Annotated in this window: 13 protein-coding genes, 1 pseudogene and 1 riboswitch; of the genes and pseudogenes, 6 read left to right on the plus strand and 8 right to left on the minus strand. The window is 68.2% G+C overall.

Going from position 1 to position 19,775, the window contains the following annotated elements; genetic code table 11:
- The 6 genes and pseudogenes from AC3WRR_RS32320 to AC3WRR_RS32345 all read left to right on the plus strand — a co-directional run.
- Positions 1-449 (plus strand): annotated as a pseudogene (locus AC3WRR_RS32320) (primosomal protein N'); the annotation flags it as partial.
- A gap of 194 nt (positions 450-643) precedes the next feature.
- Positions 644-4,609: a trifunctional transcriptional regulator/proline dehydrogenase/L-glutamate gamma-semialdehyde dehydrogenase gene (gene putA, locus AC3WRR_RS32325; RefSeq protein WP_492299144.1), complete on the plus strand. Its 3,966-nt coding sequence runs from the start codon at positions 644-646 to the stop codon at positions 4,607-4,609.
- 156 nt (positions 4,610-4,765) lie between these two features.
- Positions 4,766-5,917 (plus strand): branched-chain amino acid ABC transporter substrate-binding protein, encoded by a 1,152-nt coding sequence (locus AC3WRR_RS32330; RefSeq protein ID WP_010812179.1) that lies wholly within the window; start codon positions 4,766-4,768, stop codon positions 5,915-5,917.
- Positions 5,918-6,071: 154 nt separating this feature from the next.
- Positions 6,072-8,036, plus strand: a complete 1,965-nt coding sequence (locus AC3WRR_RS32335) for a tetratricopeptide repeat protein (RefSeq protein ID WP_439668403.1) — start codon at positions 6,072-6,074, stop codon at positions 8,034-8,036.
- 167 nt (positions 8,037-8,203) lie between these two features.
- Positions 8,204-9,430, plus strand: a complete 1,227-nt coding sequence (locus AC3WRR_RS32340; protein WP_010812177.1) for a cation:proton antiporter — start codon at positions 8,204-8,206, stop codon at positions 9,428-9,430.
- Positions 9,430-10,545: a YbdK family carboxylate-amine ligase gene (locus AC3WRR_RS32345; RefSeq protein ID WP_010812176.1), complete on the plus strand. Its 1,116-nt coding sequence runs from the start codon at positions 9,430-9,432 to the stop codon at positions 10,543-10,545. Before AC3WRR_RS32340 ends, AC3WRR_RS32345 begins: the two co-directional genes overlap by 1 nt.
- Positions 10,546-10,569: 24 nt before the next feature.
- Here the strand turns inward: AC3WRR_RS32345 and AC3WRR_RS32350 are convergent, their stop codons facing one another.
- The 8 genes from AC3WRR_RS32350 to gcvT form a co-directional block, all read right to left on the minus strand.
- Entirely contained in the window at positions 10,570-11,073 is a 504-nt protein-coding gene (locus tag AC3WRR_RS32350; protein WP_010812175.1) for a glycine zipper domain-containing protein, read from the minus strand.
- A 134-nt stretch (positions 11,074-11,207) separates the two neighbouring features.
- Entirely contained in the window at positions 11,208-12,071 is an 864-nt protein-coding gene (locus tag AC3WRR_RS32355; RefSeq protein WP_492299146.1) for an alpha/beta hydrolase, read from the minus strand.
- A 10-nt stretch (positions 12,072-12,081) separates the two neighbouring features.
- The gene (locus AC3WRR_RS32360; RefSeq protein WP_439671069.1) at positions 12,082-12,555 is read right to left on the minus strand and encodes an OsmC family protein; all 474 of its coding nucleotides are present in this window, start codon (positions 12,553-12,555) and stop codon (positions 12,082-12,084) included.
- A gap of 27 nt (positions 12,556-12,582) precedes the next feature.
- On the minus strand, positions 12,583-13,320 hold the full coding sequence (locus AC3WRR_RS32365) for an MBL fold metallo-hydrolase (RefSeq protein ID WP_010812172.1): 738 nt from the start codon (positions 13,318-13,320) through the stop codon (positions 12,583-12,585).
- A gap of 64 nt (positions 13,321-13,384) precedes the next feature.
- Positions 13,385-14,761, minus strand: coding sequence for an L-serine ammonia-lyase (locus AC3WRR_RS32370; protein WP_010812171.1), 1,377 nt, complete (start codon positions 14,759-14,761; stop codon positions 13,385-13,387).
- 146 nt (positions 14,762-14,907) lie between these two features.
- Positions 14,908-17,838: an aminomethyl-transferring glycine dehydrogenase gene (gcvP, locus tag AC3WRR_RS32375; RefSeq protein WP_439671068.1), complete on the minus strand. Its 2,931-nt coding sequence runs from the start codon at positions 17,836-17,838 to the stop codon at positions 14,908-14,910.
- A 100-nt stretch (positions 17,839-17,938) separates the two neighbouring features.
- A complete protein-coding gene (gcvH, locus tag AC3WRR_RS32380) occupies positions 17,939-18,319 on the minus strand; it encodes a glycine cleavage system protein GcvH (RefSeq protein WP_010812169.1) in 381 nt (126 codons plus the stop codon).
- A 90-nt stretch (positions 18,320-18,409) separates the two neighbouring features.
- A complete protein-coding gene (gene gcvT / locus AC3WRR_RS32385; RefSeq protein WP_439668402.1) occupies positions 18,410-19,537 on the minus strand; it encodes a glycine cleavage system aminomethyltransferase GcvT in 1,128 nt (375 codons plus the stop codon).
- Between the two features lie 98 nt (positions 19,538-19,635).
- A riboswitch (glycine riboswitch) is annotated at positions 19,636-19,761 on the minus strand.
- Positions 19,762-19,775 lie beyond the last annotated feature (14 nt).

Consider the following 19,775-nt stretch of genomic DNA (forward strand, 5'->3'; position numbering starts at 1 on the left):
GGGCAGGGCGGGCCGGCTTGCCGGGCGAGGTGCTGATCCAGACGCGCTACCCGGACACCCCGGCATTGCAGGCGCTGACGCGCCACGACTATGATGGATTCGCGGCCAGCCAGTTGCGCGAGCGGCGCCAGGCCGGGTTGCCCCCGTTCTGCTACCAGGTGCTGGTAACCGCCGACCACGGCCAGCTGGAGCGGGCGCTGCAGTTCCTGGAAGTGGCGCGCCGGCATGCCGAAACCTGCGAGCTGGCGGCCGAGGTGCAACTGCACGATCCGGTGCCGATGTCGATGGTGCGCATCTTCAACCGTGAGCGTGCGCAGATGCTGGTTGAGGCCACCTCGCGGCCGGTGCTGCAACGCTTCGTGGCTGAGTGGGTGCAGACTTTCGCAGATGTGGGGACAGAGGCAAAAGGGGTGCGCTGGCAGCTTGAGATCGACCCGTTGCGGATCTGAGTCAGCTGGCGTGGCAGTGAAAGGTGCAACCCTGGCATTAGGGTTTTCGATAGGGTTGCACTAGGTTGCACCTTGGTGATTTTCGGGAGTAAGATCGCGCCAGCTCACAGGCTGCGGCCGGTCGCGCGCCCGTGCCTGCCGGCATGGACGAGGTAGCACCGGCGGCGGCTCCAGTCTTTCGGAGAAATGCCCGCATGGCCACCACCACTCTCGGCGTCAAGCTCGACGACGCCTCGCGCGACCGCCTCAAGCGCGTTGCCCAATCCATCGACCGCACGCCGCACTGGCTGATCAAGCAGGCTATCTTCACCTACCTCGAGCAGATCGAGCGCGGCCACCTGCCGCACGAGACCGGCGCCGCCGGTAGCGCCGACGCGGATGGCGCCGACGGAGCCGAGCTGGTCCATGGCGATGCGCCGCAGCCGTTCCTGGAGTTCGCCCAAAGCATCCAGCCGCAATCGGTGCTGCGTGCTGCCATTACCTCTGCCTATCGCCGCCCGGAAGCCGATTGCGTACCGGTGCTGCTGGAGCAGGCGCGCCTGCCGCAGCAGCAAGGCGAGGCCGCCATCAAGATGGCCAAGACCCTGGCCACGCGGCTGCGCGAGCAGAAGGTCGGCAGCGGCCGCGAGGGCCTGGTGCAGGGCCTGATCCAGGAATTCTCGCTGTCGTCGCAGGAAGGCGTGGCGCTGATGTGCCTGGCCGAGGCCCTGCTGCGCATCCCCGACAAGGCCACCCGCGACGCGCTGATCCGCGACAAGATCAGCGGCGCCAACTGGCAGTCGCACCTGGGCCAGAGCCCGTCGCTGTTCGTCAACGCCGCCACCTGGGGCCTGCTGCTGACCGGCAAGCTGGTCGCCACCCATACCGAATCGGGCCTGACCAAGGCGCTCACGCGCATCATCGGCAAGGGCGGCGAGCCGCTGATCCGCAAGGGCGTGGACATGGCGATGCGCCTGATGGGCGAGCAGTTCGTCACCGGCGAGACCATTTCCGAGGCGCTGGCCAACGCGCGCAAGTACGAGGCCGTAGGCTTCCGCTACTCCTACGACATGCTGGGCGAGGCCGCCATGACCGAGGCCGACGCGCAGCGCTACCTGGCCTCGTACGAGCAGGCCATCCACGCCATCGGCCAGGCCTCGCGCGGGCGCGGCATCTATGAGGGCCCGGGCATCTCGATCAAGCTGTCGGCGCTGCACCCGCGCTACAGCCGCGCGCAGCATGAGCGCGTGGTGGGCGAGCTGTACGAGCGCCTGAAGTCGCTGACGCTGCTGGCACGCCAGTACGACATCGGCATCAATATCGACGCCGAGGAAGCCGACCGCCTGGAGATCTCGCTGGACCTGCTCGAGCGCCTGTGCTTCGAGCCCGAGCTGGCGGGCTGGAACGGCATCGGCTTCGTGGTGCAGGGCTACCAGAAGCGCTGCCCGTTCGTGATCGACTACCTGATCGACCTGGCCCGCCGCAGCCGCCACCGCCTGATGATCCGCCTGGTCAAGGGCGCCTACTGGGACAGCGAGATCAAGCGCGCCCAGCTCGACGGGCTGGAGGGCTACCCGGTCTACACGCGCAAGGTCTACACCGACGTGTCGTACATCGCCTGCGCGCGCAAGCTGCTGTCGGTGCCGGACGCGATCTACCCGCAGTTCGCCACGCACAATGCGCATACGCTGTCGGCCATCTACCAGATCGCCGGCCACAGCTACTATCCCGGCCAGTATGAGTTCCAGTGCCTGCACGGCATGGGCGAGCCGCTGTACGACCAGGTGGTTGGCGCCACCGCGGACGGCAAGTTCAACCGCCCGTGCCGCATCTACGCGCCGGTCGGCACGCATGAAACGCTGCTGGCCTACCTGGTGCGCCGCCTGCTGGAGAATGGCGCCAATACCTCGTTCGTGAACCGCATCGCCGACGACACCATCTCGCTGGACGAGCTGGTGGCCGACCCGGTCGCCGTGGTCGAAGCCATGCACCGCGAAGAAGGCGTGCTGGGCCTGCCGCACCCGCGCATCCCGTCGCCGCGCACGCTGTACGGCAAGAGCCGCCCCAATTCGGCCGGCATCGATCTCGCGAACGAGCATCGCCTGGCGTCGCTGTCGTCGGCGCTGCTGGCAGGCACCAGCGAGCGCTTCGTGGCCGAGCCGCTGCTCGGCGCCGAGGTACCGCGCGCAGCCGGCGCCATCACCACGCCGGTGCTGAACCCGGCCGACCACCGCGATGTGGTGGGCCATGTCACCGAGGCCGGCCAGGCCGAGGTCGACGCCGCGCTGCAGGCCGCCATCAACGCCGCGCCGATCTGGCAGGCGACGCCGCCGGACGTGCGCGCGGCCGCGCTGGAGCGCGCCGCCGACCTGATGGAAGCCCAGATGCAGTCGCTGATGGGCATCATCATGCGCGAGGCCGGCAAGACCTTCTCCAACGCCATCGCCGAAGTGCGCGAAGCCGTGGACTTCCTGCGCTACTACGCCGCCGAGGTGCGCCGCAGCTTCGACAACGAGACCCACCGCCCGCTGGGCCCGGTGGTCTGCATCAGCCCGTGGAACTTCCCGCTGGCGATCTTCACCGGCCAGGTGGCCGCGGCGCTGGCCGCCGGCAACCCGGTGCTGGCCAAGCCCGCCGAGCAGACCCCGCTGATCGCCGCCGCCGCCGTGCGCCTGCTGCGCGAAGCCGGCGTTCCGGCCGGCGCGGTGCAGCTGCTGCCGGGCCGCGGCGAGACCGTGGGCGCCGCGCTGGTCGGCGACGCCCGCGTCAAGGGTGTGATGTTCACCGGCTCGACCGAAGTCGCGCGCATCCTGCAGCGCAACGTCGCCGGCCGCCTCGACGCCGCCGGCCGCCCGATCCCGCTGATCGCGGAGACCGGCGGACAGAACGCGATGATCGTCGACTCGTCGGCGCTGGCTGAACAGGTGGTGGGCGATGTCCTCAGCTCCGCTTTCGATTCGGCCGGCCAGCGCTGCTCGGCGCTGCGCGTGCTGTGCCTGCAGGAAGACGTGGCCGACCGCGTGCTGGAAATGCTCAAGGGCGCCATGCAGGAACTGAACATGGCCAATCCGGACCGGCTCTCGACCGACGTCGGCCCGGTGATCGACGACGAAGCGCGCGGCAATATCGTGCGCCATGTCGACGCCATGCGCGCCAAGGGCCGCCGTGTCCATCAGGCCGACCCCAACGCCGCACAGGGCGCCAGCTGCCGCAACGGCACCTTCGTGCCGCCGACGCTGATCGAACTGGATAGCATCGAGGAACTCAAGCGCGAGGTGTTCGGCCCGGTGCTGCACGTGGTGCGCTTTCCGCGCGCGGCGCTGGACACCATGGTCAGCCAGATCAACGCCACCGGCTACGGCCTGACGCTGGGCATCCATACCCGCATCGACGAGACCATCTCGCACATCGTCAGCCGTGCCCATGTGGGCAACCTGTATGTCAACCGCAATATCGTCGGCGCCGTGGTGGGCGTGCAGCCCTTTGGCGGCGAAGGCCTGTCGGGCACCGGCCCGAAGGCGGGCGGCCCGCTGTACCTGCACCGCCTGCTGTCGGTCTGCCCGCAGGACGCGGTGGTACGCAGCGTGCGCGCGTCGGAAGCAGGCGGCGGCGCCGAGGCGGCCACGCTGCGCGACGAGGCCGCAGCGGCCTTCCAGGCCTGGGCCAGGGCCGAGCTGCCGGCGGTGGCCGCCGCCTGCGAGCGCCTGGCCGAGGCCTCGCCCTCGGGCCTGACCGTGACGCTGCCCGGCCCCACCGGCGAGCGTAACACCTACACCCTGCTGCCGCGCGAGCACGTGCTGTGCCTGGCCACGCAGGAGGCCGATCTGGCGCTGCAGCTGGGCGCCGTGCTGACCGTCGGCGCAGACGCCGTATGGCCGGAAAACCCTGTCAGCCGGGGGCTGTTTGCGCGCCTGCCTAAGGGCGTACAATCGCGCGTCCGCATGGTGGCCGACTGGACCGCGGCGGACATCGCTATCGATGCGGTGCTGCACCACGGAGATTCCGACCAGCTGCGCACGGTGTGCGAGCAGGTGGCGGTGCGCCCCGGTCCGATCATCGGCGTGCAGGGCCTGGCGCAAGGTGAACCGAATATCGCGCTCGACCGTTTGCTGATCGAGCGCTCGCTTTCGGTCAACACCGCAGCCGCGGGCGGCAATGCCAGTTTGATGACGATCGGCTGAGGCAACCCTCGGACCTCGTCATGTCGAAGCACGCAGCGGTGGCGGCGATCCCGCCCCGGTTGCGTATTGAAGCAAGGTGCGGCACTGCCAGGCTGCACCGCTATAACTGCCGGCAACGGCACCACATCGGCACCATTTGGGACCCAAGGAGATCTGATGAGCTCGACATTCCACAAGACGGCAATGACCGTTGCCCTGACCCTGGCTGGCCTGACCGCCGCCTCCGCCGCGTTCGCGCAGGCCCAGGAAATCAAGCTGGGCTTTGCCGGCCCGATGACCGGCGGCCAGGCGCAGTACGGCAAGGACATGCAGAACGGCATCGTCCTCGCGATCGAGGACATGAACGCCACCAAGCCCAAGATCGGCGGCAAGGAAGTCAAGTTCGTGCTGGTCTCAGAAGACGACCAGGCCGACCCGAAGACCGGCTCGGTGGTGGCGCAGAAGCTGGTGGATAACGGCATCCAGGGCATGCTCGGCCACTTCAACTCGGGCACCACCATCCCGGCGTCGATGGTCTACAACCGCGCCGGCATTCCGCAGATCGCCATGGCGACCGCGCCGGAATACACCAAGCAAGGCTTCAAGACCACCTTCCGCATGATGACCTCCGACACCCAGCAGGGCTCGGTGATCGGCGCCTTCGTGGTGAAGAAGCTGGGCGCGAAGAACATCGCCATCGTCGATGACCGCACCGCGTACGGCCAGGGCCTGGCCGACGAGTTCGAGAAGGCCGCCAAGGCCGCCGGCGGCAAGATCGTGCGCCGCGAGTTCACCAACGACAAGGCGGTGGACTTCAAGGCCGTGCTGACCAACATCAAGCGCAGCAACCCGGACATCATCTTCTACGGCGGCGCCGAGACCCAGTCCGCGCCGATGGCCAAGCAGGTCAAGGAACTGGGCATGAAGGCCCCGCTGGTGTCGGGCGAAATGTCCAAGACCGACAACTTCCTGAAGCTCGCCGGCCCGGCCGCCGAAGGCACCGTGGTGTCGCTGGCCGGCCTGCCGCTGGACCAGATGCCTGGCGGCTCCACGTACGAGAAGAAGTACGAGAAGCGCTTTGGCTCGAAGGTGCAGACCTACTCGCCGTACGCCTACGACGGCGCCACCGCGATGATGTCGGCCATGGTCAAGGCCGGCTCGACCGACCCGGCGCGCTACCTGCCGGTGCTGGCTGCTACCAATATGCAGGGCGTGACCACCAAGACGCTGGCGTATGACGCGCGCGGCGACCTGAAGGATGGTGGTATCACTGTCTATAAGGTGGTTGGCGGCAAGTGGACGGTGCTGGAGACGGTTGGCGGGAAGTAAGCTGCTGGCTGGTTTTGGTTATGGGAGAACGCTGCCTTTGGGTGGCGTTTTTTCTTTTGGGGGCTTGGCGGCAAGCCTCCCAAACAATTCCGTATCTCCCCCATTGGCGCATAATCCCGCACTCGCACATTTTTTCAATCCATAGGAGCAGTACGTGTCCGAGCAGGAAGCCAGCTACGACCACGCCATCGGGCTAGCCAACCAAGGGCGCTTCACCGAAGCCCTGCAGATTGCCGACCAGCTGTCGCAGGCCCGCCCCGAGGTGGTTGATTTCGTCACGCTGCGGGCGCGGCTGCACTTTGACAACGGTGACGCCAACGCCGCGCTGGCGGTGCTGGACGAGGCGCTGGCGCGGCTTGACACGCTGCCGCTGCAGCCGCCGCACCGCTGGGCCTCGCGCGGGGTGATCGCGCACCGCTACGGCGCCATGCTGATGAGCCTGGGCCGCGATGCCGAGGCGCGCCCGTGGCTGCATGAGGCCGCGCAACGCGGCGGCCTGCTGACGGGCGAATGGGCCGCGCATTTCCACGCCGGCCTGGCCGCGCTGCGCATGGGCGACATGGCCGCCGCGGCACGCTACTGGCATGACCTGATGGTCCGCAATCCCGACCTGGGCGCAGATGACATCGCACCGCTGGTGACGGACTACATCGCCCGGGCCGAGGCCGCCGGCGTTCCGGTGGAGCCCCTGATGCGCGTCTGCCTGGGCCGCGTGGCCCTGGACAACCCGCATCTGCTGGAGCTCGATCCCGCAGCCGGTGACGCCGTGGCCGCCGACCAGGCCGCCCGTGTGCTGGCCGAGCACCCTGACCACCCCGAGGCGCGCCGCCTGCGTGCACCGCTGCGCCACGGCGTGGGCGACGTCCAGGGGGCACTGGACGACCTGGCGGTCTACCTGCGCCAGGTGCCCGACCCGCAGAGCCAGGTACGCGAACTGGCCTGGCGCCACCAGCTGGCGCAGCGCGCCGACAGCACCCAGCCGGCCGATCGCGAGCCGTGGCTGCGCTTCACGCTGACCGACCAGTCCGACGACGGTGCCGGCTACTACCGCGCCGCCATGGCGCTGGGCGAGTTCATCGACGAGGTGCCGGCCGCCGAGGCCGCGCTGCGGCCGGTGCTTGTGCAGGCCGGCCGTGCCGGCGTGGCGCGCTTCGACCAGTATTTCGCCACCGGCCAGGGCGATGCCGCGGGGCACGGCGGCAATGCCGACCCGCATGTCTATTCGCTGCTTTGCCGGCTGCTGTCGCGCAGCCTGCCGGCCGACGCCGCGCACGTGGACGAGCGCATCGCGCTGCACCAGCAGGGCATGGCCGCCAGCGAGTTCATCGATCACTGGATCGACCTGCTCGACTGCCACGCCGACGCCGGCCAGCACCAGAAAGTAGCCGAGCTGGCCGGCGAGGTGCTCAACCGCTACCCGCTGGAGCGTAACCCGGCCGACGTGACCTGGGCCTTCAGCCGCATGATCGCGGCCTGGAAGGCCATGGGCGGCGCCGAGCCGACCGAGGCCGCCCGTGCCGCGATGATGCATATGGATGCCCGGCTGGACGCGCTGCCGGTGGAAGCCCGCAGCGAGGCCGCGCACCCGATGGCGCATGCGCGCGCGCACTTTGCCGCGCTGCTGCAGGCGCAGGTGGCCGGCATGGACGAGCACGACCGCACTGATGCCCTGGCCGAGATCGAGGCCCAGCAGCGCCGCGCGCTGCTGGTCGAGGACGCCTGGCTGTACAACCGCTTCGGCCAGGTCTGGCGCGACGCGGGCGAGCCCGAGCGCGCGCTGCCGCTGTTCGAACAGGCCGTGGCGCTGACCGAGGGCGATCCGCTGGACCAGGCCGGCCCGCGCGTGCAGCGCGGGCTGGTCCACCATGCAGCGCGGCGCCACGATGCCGCGCTGGCCGACTTTATCGCAGCCTTCGCCGTGCGTGACGACTGGGATGCCGAGGTGTACCTGCGCGCGGTGCAGTCGGCGCTTGGCCTGGACCAGCGTGAAACCGCGCTGGGGTATTTCGAAAAGGCCCGTGCCCGCGGGGCCGCGCAGGGCTCGACGCGCACTTTGTACGCACAGGTGGAGGCCGCGCTCAAGGCAACCCGCCCGATGTGGAAAGTCTGGGGCGTCTGAAACGTCGCTCCGGGCCGCCGAACGGTCTGAACATGTAAGGGATGTAAAAAAACGCCATCCGGAGATGGCGTTTTTTACGTGCAGATGACAGAAGTTGTGCGCGTGTTTTGTGCGGTGTCGGACAATCACTGACATGGATTGTGAAGTGCTTACATTACCATGTCGCCATGAATGGACTGAGCCAACTTTTTCCAAGCCTCCCGCTCGCGCCCGGCGGCCTGTTCTGGGTCGGGCTGGCGCTGGTCGGCGCCGGCCTGGCCGGTGAGCTGAGCCGGCGCTGGCTGCGCTGCCCGCGCATCGTCGGGTATGCCGCGGCGGGGCTTTGCGCCGGCATGCTGGGGCGCGGCATCGTCGACGAGAACATGATCAACCAGACCCGTATCCTGATCGATATGGCGCTGGCGCTGGCCTTGTTCGAACTCGGGCATCGCCTCTCGCTGACCTGGCTGCGCGCCAACCGCTGGCTGCTGCTGACCAGTGCCTTTGAAAGCCTGCTGACCTGGGGCCTGGTGGCGGCGGTGCTGCAATGGATCGGCGCCTCGCCCGGCGTGGCGATCCTGGCCGGCGGCATCGCGGTCAGCACCTCGCCCACCATCGTGCTGCAGCTCAAGAATGAGTTGCGCGCCGACGGCCAGGTCACCGAGCGCCTGATGGCGATGGCCGCACTCAACAGCATCTACGCCGCCGCCATCGTGCAGGTCGCCACCGGCTGGCTGCATTCGGAATACGGCAACCTGGGCGCGGCGCTGCTGCATCCGCTGTACCTGCTGGTGGGCTCGTGCCTGCTGGCGTGGGTGGTGGGCAAGCTCGGCCATGCCATCTATGACCGCATGTCGGCCGACGACCACTACAGCTTCCTGGTGCTGGTGGGCCTGGTGCTGTTCACGCTGGCGCTGACCCGGGTACTAAAATTGTCGATGCCGCTGACGCTGATGCTGGCCGGTGTCGTGTTCAAGCACCAGGACAACCAGCCGCATGTGTGGCCGCCGCATTTCGGCAGCGCCGGCAGCCTGCTGATCATCGTGATGGTGGTGTCGCTGGGCCTGCCGCTGACGGCACAGGACTGGGCCGTGGGCGGCGTTTACGCCATCGCGCTGGTGGTGCTGCGCCATGTGGCCAAGCTGGCCGGCGTGGTCTCGCTGGGCTCGTTCTCGGGCCTGAGCCTGCGCCAGTGCATGGCGCTGGGGCTGGCGCTGGCGCCGATGTCGGGCCTCGCCTACCTGCTGATGCATGACGTGGCGCGGCTCTACCCCGGTACCGGCCAGCCGCTGGCGGCCATCATCCTGTGCGCGCTGGCAATCGAACAACTTTTCGGTCCGGTGATCGCGGCCTGGGCGCTGCGCTACGCAGGCGAAGTCCGCGTCGACATCCGGGCCAATGGAGGAGGGCGCTGATGTCGCTCGAAACGTTCAAGCACTCTGAGGCGCTGACCTTCGGCGTGGAGCTGGAGCTGCAGCTGGTCAACCGGCATGACTATGACCTGGCCCCGTTCGCGCCCGACCTGCTGCGCGCGCTCAAGGGCGCCGAGCATGCCGGCGACATCAAGCCGGAGATCAGCCCGTCGATGATCGAGATCAGCACCGGGATCTGCCACACCTACCAGCAGGCGCTGGAAGAGCTGACTGTGATGCGCGACCTGATGGTGGCGGCCTCGCGCTCGCTGAACCTGGGCATTGCCGGCGGCGGCACCCACCCGTTCCAGCAGTGGGCCGACCGCACCATCTCGGATTCGCCGCGCTACCAGTACATCTCAGAGCTGTACGGCTACCTCGCCAAGCAGTTCACGGTGTTCGGCCAGCACGTGCATATCGGCTGCCCCAGCGCCGACGAATCGCTGTTCCTGCTGCACGCCATCGGCCGCTATGTGCCGCACTTTGTGGCGCTGGCGGCATCCTCGCCCTATGTGCAGGGCGTGGATACCGGCTTTGCCTCGGCGCGGCTGAATTCGGTCGCGGCCTTCCCGATGAGCGGGCGGGCGCCGTTCCTGCTGACGTGGGACGCCTTCACCGCGTATTTCGAAAAGATGCGCAATACCGGCGTGATCGAGAGCATGAAGGACTTCTACTGGGATATCCGGCCCAAGCCCGAGTTCGGCACCATCGAGGTCCGCGTGATGGACACGCCGCTGACGGTGCAGCGCGCCTGCGATATCGCCGCCTATATCCAGATGCTGGCGCGCTACCTGCTGCTGTCGCGCCCCTTCATGCCGCAGGAAGACGATTACCTGGTGTACACCTTCAACCGCTTCCAGGCCTGCCGTTTCGGGCTGGAGGGGGAGTACGTGCATCCCAACGAACTGACGCGCATGCCGATCGCCGACCACATCCTGTCGATCTGCGACGCGCTGGTGCCGCACGCCGAGGCACTCGGCTCGCTGGAGGCGCTGGCCAATATCCGCGCGCTGGCCGAGCGCCGCGACGGCGACGCCGAGTGGCTGCGCCAGGTCGATGCCGATGCGCGCAGCCAGCGTGAAACGGTGCGCAAGGCGTGTGACCGGTGGGCTGCCTGAGGCTGCGCCAGGCTGCCCCTTGTCTTATTTGACGCTGTAGCCGCGCCCCTGCATGCAGGCGCCCCAGGCCTGGTAGTACGAGCCCATCGCCTGGCTGGTATTGGCCGCCGCCTGCTGGTTGGCCGCGTTCGCCTGGCGGCGCGACTGCCGGTGCGCCACGCCGCCCCCCACCGTACCCGCTGCCGCGCCGACCGCCGCACCCTTGCCGGCATCGCCTGCCATCGCGCCCACCACCGCGCCCGCCGCGGCGCCGCCCGCGGCACCCCGCACGCGCTGGCCGCTCTGCGCCTGGGCCGGCGGCGGGGCGTTGGCGGCCTGTGCCGGATCCACGCCGGTCTGCTGCTTGGCCCAGCTGTAGCAGGCGCCGTCGTCGCTGGCCTGCTGTTGCTGACTCTGGCCCTTGGCCGGATAGGCCATGGGCTTGTTCTGCGCCATGGCCTGAGCCGGGATCAGCGCCGGGGTCAGCGCGATCGCCGCGGCCAGTACGCCGAGGCCACGGTACAGCTTGCGATGCGGGCATTGCTTCATGATGATGTTCTCCCACGGGTGTCGGCTACGCGACGCTGGACGCACCGACCGGTGCGCAAGTGGCGAGCCGTTCTGTGAAGGCCAGTATTTGCGGCACGCAGGGGTAAGTCAAATCAGCGTTTTGACGGCCGATGTTATTTGTTTGTCGTGGGTGGCGGGGACAGCAGGAACGCGACCGCTTCCTGCCACCAGGCCGTATCGACATGCCCGGCCCAGTCGTTATGCCCGGCGCCGCCGATCACCGCGAGCCGCCGCGGTTCGCCCAGCGACGCATAGAGCGCCTGGCCGAAGCGTGCCGGCACGATGGTGTCGCGTTCGGCGACCGCGACCATCACCGGGCGGCCGAAGCCTTCCAGGTTGGCCGCGCTGTCGTAGCGGTCGCGCAGCACCCAGCCGGCCGGCAGCCAGGGATAGTGATGCGAGGCAATATGCGCAAGCTTGTCCCACGGCGTGATCAGCAGCACGCCGGCGACGCTCTCGCGCTGGCGCGCCGCGGCCGCTGCGGCCACGCCCGCGCCCAGCGACTCGCCGACCAGCAGCAGCGGGCCGCCGAACTGGCGCCGGGCCAGCGCAATCGATTGTTCCGCGTCTGCCACGAAGCTGCGCTCGCCGAGTGCGCCGGTGCGCGGGCCGTAGGCCGGGTACTCGGCCAGGATCACGCGAAGGCCCAGCTTCGTCAGCGCGCTGGCGTAGTAGCCGCGATGCCCGGCGTGCCCGGCATTGCCGTGAAAGACCATGGCGGTGGCGCGCGCCGGTCCGGCCGGTTCGGCGACAAGGCCGCGAAAGTCCTGCGGCCCCGGCCAGGCGCGCAGGCCGGGCGAGACCATGTCGTCGACCGAGGCTTTATCGGGAAAGTAGAGGAAGTGATCCTGCATCATGCTGATTCCGGCAAGCAGGACCAGTCCCGCACCGAGCCAGCGCAGCACCCTGCGGCGAACCGATTCAGTCCGCGGCGACACCAGCCGCGCTGGCGCCGGTGCCGGGGCGATGGCAGGCATGGCAACGCGCTCAGGCGCAGGCGAACACCGGTTCGCAGCGCACCTCGGTCCTGACCGAGTTGGCGATAAAGCAGGCGCCATGCGCGGCGTGGTGCAGGGCATCGAGTTCTTCGCGCGTGGGCTCGCGCTCGCCGCCAAACGTCACCTGAGGGCGCAGCGTCACCACGGTCATCGCCATCTGCCCGTCCGCGTTCTTTTCCATCACACCGGTGGCCGCATCCAGGTAGCGGTCGACGACAAAGCGTTGCTTCGCCGCCAGCGACAGGAACCACAGCATGTGGCAGCTGGACAGCGAGGCGATGAACATCTCCTCGGGATCGACCGCGCTCGCATCCGACATCGGCAATGGCACCACATGGGGTGATGACGATCCCGGGACTTCCGCGCCACCGTCAAAGCGCAGCACATGCCTGCGGCTGTAGCGGTTGCCGGCGAAATCCTGCCCGTCGCGTTGCCACAGGACTTCAGCGGTGTATGTGGACATGCAAAGACTCCTAACGTTAGGAAAACCTCAGGCGCCGTGCGGCACGCTTTCGCCGTCGCGCAGGCCCAGGCGCTGGTTGGCCGCCACGGCGACATCGATCAGCTTCGGGCGCGGCAGGTTCAGGTTGCGCATCATCTCGATGAACTCTTCGCGCGTGCGGCCGGCGACGCGGCTGTTGTGGGCGCGCTCCTGGCCGATGGTGGACGAGGTGCGGCCCTTGTAGTCGTGGGCCGGATAGACCTGCGTGTCGTCGGGCAGCGCAAACAGCTTCCTGGTCAGGCTGTCGTAGAGCGTGCCGGCGTCGCCCGACTGGAAGTCGGTGCGGCCGCAGCCGTCGATCAGCAAGGCATCGCCGGTGAAGACGCGGCGCACGATGCCGTCGGGCGTGGGCTCTTCCCACAGGTAGCTCATGCTGCCGGCGGTGTGCCCGGGCGTATGAATGGCGCGCAGCACCTGCTTGCCGAAGGCGACAGTGTCGCCGTCGATCAGCTGCTTCTGCGCGGGCTTGATATCGCAGCCGGACGGCGCCGCAGTGTGCGCGCCGGTCTGCAGCGCAAGGTGGCCGGCCGAGGTGATGTGGTCGGCATGGGCATGGGTCTCGATGACCCACGCCAGCCGCGCGCCGGTTGACTTCAGCAGCGCCAGGTCGCGTTCCAGCTGGTGGTCGACCGGATCGATCAGCAGCGCGTCCCCGGTGGCGGCGTCGATCAGCAGGTAGGTGAAGGTGGACGAGGTGTCGTCGAACAGCTGGTGGAAGGTCTGCATGGCTGCCCTCTTGTTTTTCGTTCGGGGAACGCCGCCATGATACGCCGCGCTGCGCGCGCGGACATTAGCATTCCACGATATTCACCGCCAGCCCGCCGCGCGCCGTCTCCTTGTACTTGGTCTTCATGTCGGCACCGGTCTCGCGCATGGTCTTGATCACCGAATCGAGCGATACGTAGTGCGTGCCGTCGCCGCGCAAGGCCATGCGCGCCGCGTTGACCGCCTTGACCGAGGCCATTGCGTTGCGCTCGATACACGGGATCTGCACCAGTCCGCCAACCGGGTCGCAGGTCAGCCCGAGGTTGTGCTCCATGCCGATCTCGGCCGCGTTCTCGACCTGCGCCGGGCTGCCGCCCTGCACCGCCGCCAGCGCGCCGGCGGCCATCGAGCAGGCCACGCCGACTTCGCCCTGGCAGCCGACCTCGGCGCCGGAAATCGACGCATTGAGCTTGTACAGCAGCCCGATCGCGCCCGCGGTCAGCAGGAAGTCGACCACGCCTTGCTTGCTGGCACCCGGCACGAAGCGGTCGTAGTAGTGCAGCACCGCGGGGATGATGCCGGCCGCGCCGTTGGTAGGTGCCGTGACCACGCGCCCGCCGGCGGCGTTCTCTTCATTGACTGCGATGGCGTACAGGTTGACCCAGTCCATCACCGAGAGCGGGTCGGACAGGGTGCGCTCGGCGCGCTCGGTCAGGCTGCGGAACAGCTCCGGCGCACGGCGCTTGACCCTGAATGGTCCCGGCAGCTCGCCGTCGGTGCGGCAGCCGCGCGCCACGCACGCCTGCATCACATCCCAGATATGCAGCAGGCCGCTGGTGACTTCCGCCTCGCTGCGCCAGGTCAGCTCGTTTTCCATCATCAGCCGCGCGATGCTCTTGCCACTGGCGGTGGCCATCTCCAGCATGTCCTTGCCGCTGCGGAACGGGTGCGGCAGCTGCTGCGCGGCATTGAGCACCTGCGTATTGGGTGCGCCCGCGGTCACGACGAAGCCGCCGCCGACCGACAGGTAGCGCGCCTCGCGCAGCGATGCACCGCCGGCGTCGAAGGCATGAAACTTCATGCCGTTGGGATGCTCGGCCATCGCTTCGCGCCGGTAGAAGGCGATGTGCTCCTTCTCGACAAAGGGCACGACATGCTGGCCCAGCAGGGACAGCTCGCGGCCCGCGCGCAGCGCGGCCAGGCGCGTGTCGATCGAATCGGGATCGATGGTGTCGGGGGCTTCCCCCATCAGGCCGAGGATCACGCCCTTGTCGGTGCCGTGGCCCTTGCCGGTGGCGCCCAGCGAGCCATAGAGCTCGGCACGCACGCTCGCCACCTGCGGCAGCAGGCCGTCGCGCTCAAGCCCCTGCGCGAACATCAGCGCAGCGCGCATCGGGCCTACGGTATGCGAGCTCGACGGGCCGATGCCCACCTTGAACAGATCAAAGACGCTGACTGCCACGGAATGTCTCCAGCAATGGGATGGCCCTGAAGAGGCTCTTCTTGGTCGGTTGGCGTGGCTGCGGCGGGCACCGCGACACCGCGATGCCCGTCATCTCGAGCATAGTTCGTTGGCGGGGCCCGCGGGGGGGGGGGCGGCGCTACGCCTCAGTCCACCACGTAGTCGCTGACCGGCACGCAGGCGCAGAACAGGTTGCGGTCACCATACACGTTGTCGGCACGGCCGACCGGCGGCCAGTACTTCTGCGTGCGCAGCGATGCCACCGGGTACGCGGCTTCCTCGCGCGTGTACTTGTGGGTCCACTCGTCGGCGGTCACCACCGCGGCCGTGTGCGGCGCGTGCTTGAGCGGGTTGTCGTCGCGGTCGAAGGTGCCGTCGGCAACGCGGCCGATTTCCTGGCGGATCGCGATCATCGCGTCGATAAAGCGGTCCAGCTCGTGCAGCGCCTCGCTCTCGGTCGGCTCGATCATCAGCGTGCCCGGCACCGGGAAGCTCATGGTCGGGGCGTGGAAGCCGTAGTCCATCAGGCGCTTGGCCACGTCTTCATTGCTGATGCCGGTGTCCTTCTGCAGCGGGCGCAGGTCCAGGATGCACTCGTGCGCGACCAGGTCGTGCTGGCCGGTGTACAGCACCGGGTAGTACGGGGCCAGGCGCTTGGCGACATAGTTGGCCGCCAGGATCGCGTTCTCGGTGGCGGCGGTCAGGCCGGCCGAACCCATCATCGCGATATACATCCACGAGATCGGCAGGATGCTGGCCGAGCCGAACGGCGCCGCCGAAACGCCGCCGATGCCGCGGTCGTCGCGGCGATAGCCGACGCTGTCCTGGTTGGGCAGGAAGTCAGCCAGGTGCGCGCCGACTGCAACCGGGCCCACGCCCGGGCCGCCGCCGCCGTGCGGGATGCAGAAGGTCTTGTGCAGGTTCAGGTGCGACACGTCGCCGCCGAACTGGCCCGGCGCGGCGGTGCCGACCATGGCGTTCATGTTGGCGCCGTCCACGTACACCTGGCCGCCGTGCTGGTGCACGATCTCGCAAATCTGCTGCACGCCCTGCTCGAACACGCCATGCGTGGACGGGTAGGTGATCATGATCGCCGCCAGGTTCTTGCTGTGCTGCTCGGCCTTCTTCGCCAGGTCTTGCAGGTCGACGTTGCCGTCCTCATCGCAGGCTACGACCACCACCTTCATGCCGGCCATCTGCGCCGACGCCGGATTGGTGCCGTGTGCGGACGACGGAATCAGGCAGATGTCGCGATGGCTCTCGCCGCGGCTGGCGTGGTAGGCGTGGATGATCAGCAGGCCCGCGTACTCGCCCTGCGAGCCGGCGTTGGGTTGCAGGCTCACCGCGGCGTAGCCGGTGGCGGCGCACAGCATGGCCTCGAGCTGGTCGATCATCTCGCGGTAGCCCACGGTCTGGTCCAGCGGCGCGAACGGGTGGATCTGGCTGAATTCGGGCCAGGTCACCGGGATCATCTCGCTGGTGGCGTTCAGCTTCATCGTGCACGAGCCCAGCGGGATCATGGTGCGGTCCAGCGCCAGGTCCTTGTCGGCCAGCATGCGCAGGTAGCGCAGCATCTCGTGTTCGGCGTGGTGCGTGTTGAACACCGGGTGGGTCAGGTATTCGCTGGTGCGTGCCAGTTCGGAGGGGAAGCCGTCCTGCGCGACGGCCTCGAGCTTGTCGAAGTCCACGTCCGCGGGCAACGGCTTGCCCTGCATGAATACTTCCCACAGCGCGACCACGTCGGCACGGGTAGCGGTCTCGTCCAGCGAGATGCCGACGCGCGTGGCGCTGATATGGCGCAGGTTGATGCCGCGCGCGGTGGCCGCGGCATGGATGGCATCGGTGTTGAAGCCGGTTTCCAGCGTCAGCGTATCGAAGAAGCTGGCGTTGGTGCGCGCGAAGCCGAGCTTTTCCAGGCCGGCGGCCAGCGTCGCGGTCAGGCGATGCACGCGCTGCGCGATGCGCTTCAGGCCCTGCGGACCGTGGTAGACGGCATACATCGAGGCCATTACGGCCAGCAGCACCTGCGCAGTACAGATGTTCGAGGTGGCCTTCTCGCGGCGGATATGCTGCTCGCGCGTCTGCAGGGCCAGGCGATAGGCCTTGTTGCCCTGCGCATCGATGGTCACGCCCACCAGGCGGCCCGGCATCGAGCGCTTGAAGGCGTCCTTCACCGCCATATAGCCGGCGTGCGGGCCGCCGAAGCCCAGCGGTACGCCGAAGCGCTGCGAGTTGCCCACGGCCACGTCGGCGCCCCATTCGCCAGGCGCGGCGATCAGCGTCAGCGCCAGCAGGTCGGCGGCAGCCACCACCAGGCCGCCGGCGGCGTGCACGGCGTCGGCGATGGCGCGGTAGTCGTTGACGTCGCCGTTTACGCCCGGATACTGCAGCAGCACGCCGAAGGCGTTGGCCGCGGCGGCATCGGCGGCGGGGCCGACCTTGACCTCGATGCCCATCGGCAGCGCGCGCGTGCGTACCACTTCCAGCGTCTGCGGCAGCACGTCGTCGGCCACGTAGAAGGTGTTCGAATCGTGCTTGTTCACGCGCTGCAGCAGCGTCATGGCTTCGGCCGCGGCAGTGCCTTCATCCAGCATCGATGCATTGGCGATATCCAGCCCGGTCAGGTCGGTGACCATCTGCTGGAAGTTCAGCATCGCTTCCAGGCGGCCCTGCGAGATCTCCGGCTGGTAGGGCGTGTAGGCGGTGTACCAGGCCGGGTTCTCGAAGATATTGCGCAGGATGACGCCGGGCGTGACGGTGTTGTAGTAGCCCTGGCCGATAAAGCTCTTCAGCACCCTGTTCTTGCCTGCCAGCCCGCGCAGCCTGGCCAGCGCGGCTTCCTCGCTCAGCGGCTCGGTGAACTCGCCCATCGGCATGCCGTCGCGGCGGCGGATGGCGGCGGGGATGACGGCGTCGATCAGCGCGGCGCGGCTGTCATAGCCGAGCACCTTCAGCATGTGCTGCTGTTCGGGGGTATCGGGGCCGATATGGCGGGCGGCGAAGGCGTCGCGCGCCTCCAGTTCGGCCAGCGTGGGCCGGTTCACTTGGGCGGCGTTCATGGGAAGCGGGGCGTTCATTGGCAAGAACCTCGTGGGGTGCGCGCCGGCCGGTGGTCAGCCGGGACGGCGCGCGTCAGTCTGCAGTGGCCGGTCCAACCATGGACCGGCGCGGCCGGCGTCAGGCGCCGACGCTGGCCTTGTAGGCGTCGGCCGACATCAGGCCGTTGACGTCGTCGCCGTTGGCCGGCTTGAGCTTGAACAGCCACGCGTCGAAGGCGTCGGCGTTGACGCTCTCCGGGGCAGCCGTGGCGGCCTCGTTGACGGCGATCACTTCGCCGGCCACGGGGGCGTAGATGTCGGAAGCGGCCTTTACCGATTCCACCACTGCCAGCGCGTCGCCGGCACCGACCGACTTGCCCACTTCGGGCAGTTCCAGGAAGACGATGTCGCCCAGCGCGTCCTGCGCGTGGTCGGTGATACCGATGGTGAGCGTGCCGTCGGCTTCGACGCGTACCCACTCATGCGACTCGGTGTACTTGAGGTCAGCGGGGAAATTCATGAAGGTTCTCCGGATACAGATTTGTTTCTTGTTGGGTGATGCCTGCCCGGCGAAGCTGCCGGCAGGCGAGGGCGACCGTTGGTATGAGCCTCAGCTCACGAGTGCCTTGCCATTACGCACAAACGGCAGTTTAACCACAGTCGCGTTGAGTTTGCGGTCGCGGATCTCCACCTGCACGGTATCGCCCACGGCGACATCCTTGGGCAGTCGGGCAAAGGCGATGGACTGGGACAGCGACGGGCTGAAGGTGCCGCTGGTGATTTCACCGTCACCGGCCGGCGTGATCACTTTCTGGTGGGCGCGCAGGACGCCGCCTTTGTCACGCAGGATCAGGCCGAGGAATTGCTGGCGCGAACCGGCTGCGGCCAGTGCCGCCTTGCCGGTGAAGTCACGCTCGCTCTGCAGGTCAACGGTCCAGGCCAGGCCCGCATCCAGCGGCGAGGTGTTGATGTCCATGTCCTGGCCGTACAGGTTCATGCCGGCTTCCAGGCGCAGCGTGTCGCGCGCGCCCAGGCCCGCCGGGCGCACGCCGGCGGCGTTCAGCTTTTCCCAGACGGCGGCGACGTTCTCGGCCGGCACCACCAGTTCGAAGCCGTCTTCGCCGGTGTAGCCGGTGCGCGCCACCATGATCTCGCCGAGGGCCGGGTCCTGGACCACGGCGGCGTTGAAGGGCTTGAGCGTGTCCGACGGCTGGGTCGAGGGGAAAGTGCTCCACACTTTGGTGCGGGCGTTGGGCCCCTGCACGGCGACGATCGCCAGAGGCTGCACGCCTGCAGGCGCAACGTCCTCGCGGCGCGGCGTGATGGTCACATCGCTGCCGGTGGCGGCATTGCGCGCGCGGATCCATTCGATGTCGCCCAGCGCGGTGCTGGCGTTGACGACCAGGCGGAAGTGGTCCTCGGCAAAGAAGTAGACGATCAGGTCGTCGATCACGCCGCCTTTCTCATCCAGCATGCAGGAGTAGAGCGCCTTGCCCGGGGTCTGCAGCTTGTCGACATTGTTGGCCAGCAGGCCGCGCAGGAAGCTGCGGGTATTGGCGCCGGCGAGGTCGACCACGCACATGTGCGACACGTCGAACATGCCGGCGTCGGTGCGCACAGCATTGTGTTCTTCGATCTGGGAGCCGTAGTTGACCGGCATGTCCCAGCCGCCGAAATCAACCATGCGGGCGCCGAGGGCGCGGTGGATGGCGTTGAGGGGCGTGGCCTGGAGCGTCATGGAATCCTCTGGGGCAGTCTCGGTTGGCGAAAACAAAAAAGGGCCATCCGCCGCAATGCTCGCCGCGCCTGAATGTGGCGTGGCAATCCGCTGCGGCGGATGACCCCTCTGTCCTCGATACCTGAGAGATTACAAGGCGGATCCTGCCGGACCCCGTCCTCGTGCGCCCCTTCGGTGGGCACGCTCGCCACGAATGGCGGGTGCCGCTCTCCAGAGTTCGGCATGCATCGTGTGCATA

The organism is Cupriavidus sp. FW305-3-2-15-C-LB2 (assembly GCF_058787575.1).

Bases quoted from the DNA above. Each gene is read 5' to 3' on its own strand.
- putA (WP_492299144.1), top strand. From the start codon at position 644: ATGGCCACCACCACTCTCGGCGTCAAGCTCGACGACGCCTCGCGCGAC.
- AC3WRR_RS32330 (WP_010812179.1), top strand. From the start codon at position 4,766: ATGAGCTCGACATTCCACAAGACGGCAATGACCGTTGCCCTGACCCTG.
- AC3WRR_RS32340 (WP_010812177.1), top strand. From the start codon at position 8,204: ATGAATGGACTGAGCCAACTTTTTCCAAGCCTCCCGCTCGCGCCCGGC.
- AC3WRR_RS32345 (WP_010812176.1), top strand. From the start codon at position 9,430: ATGTCGCTCGAAACGTTCAAGCACTCTGAGGCGCTGACCTTCGGCGTG.
- AC3WRR_RS32350 (WP_010812175.1), bottom strand. From the start codon at position 11,073: ATGAAGCAATGCCCGCATCGCAAGCTGTACCGTGGCCTCGGCGTACTG.
- AC3WRR_RS32355 (WP_492299146.1), bottom strand. From the start codon at position 12,071: ATGCCTGCCATCGCCCCGGCACCGGCGCCAGCGCGGCTGGTGTCGCCG.
- AC3WRR_RS32360 (WP_439671069.1), bottom strand. From the start codon at position 12,555: ATGTCCACATACACCGCTGAAGTCCTGTGGCAACGCGACGGGCAGGAT.
- AC3WRR_RS32365 (WP_010812172.1), bottom strand. From the start codon at position 13,320: ATGCAGACCTTCCACCAGCTGTTCGACGACACCTCGTCCACCTTCACC.
- gcvP (WP_439671068.1), bottom strand. From the start codon at position 17,838: ATGAACGCCCCGCTTCCCATGAACGCCGCCCAAGTGAACCGGCCCACG.
- gcvH (WP_010812169.1), bottom strand. From the start codon at position 18,319: ATGAATTTCCCCGCTGACCTCAAGTACACCGAGTCGCATGAGTGGGTA.
- gcvT (WP_439668402.1), bottom strand. From the start codon at position 19,537: ATGACGCTCCAGGCCACGCCCCTCAACGCCATCCACCGCGCCCTCGGC.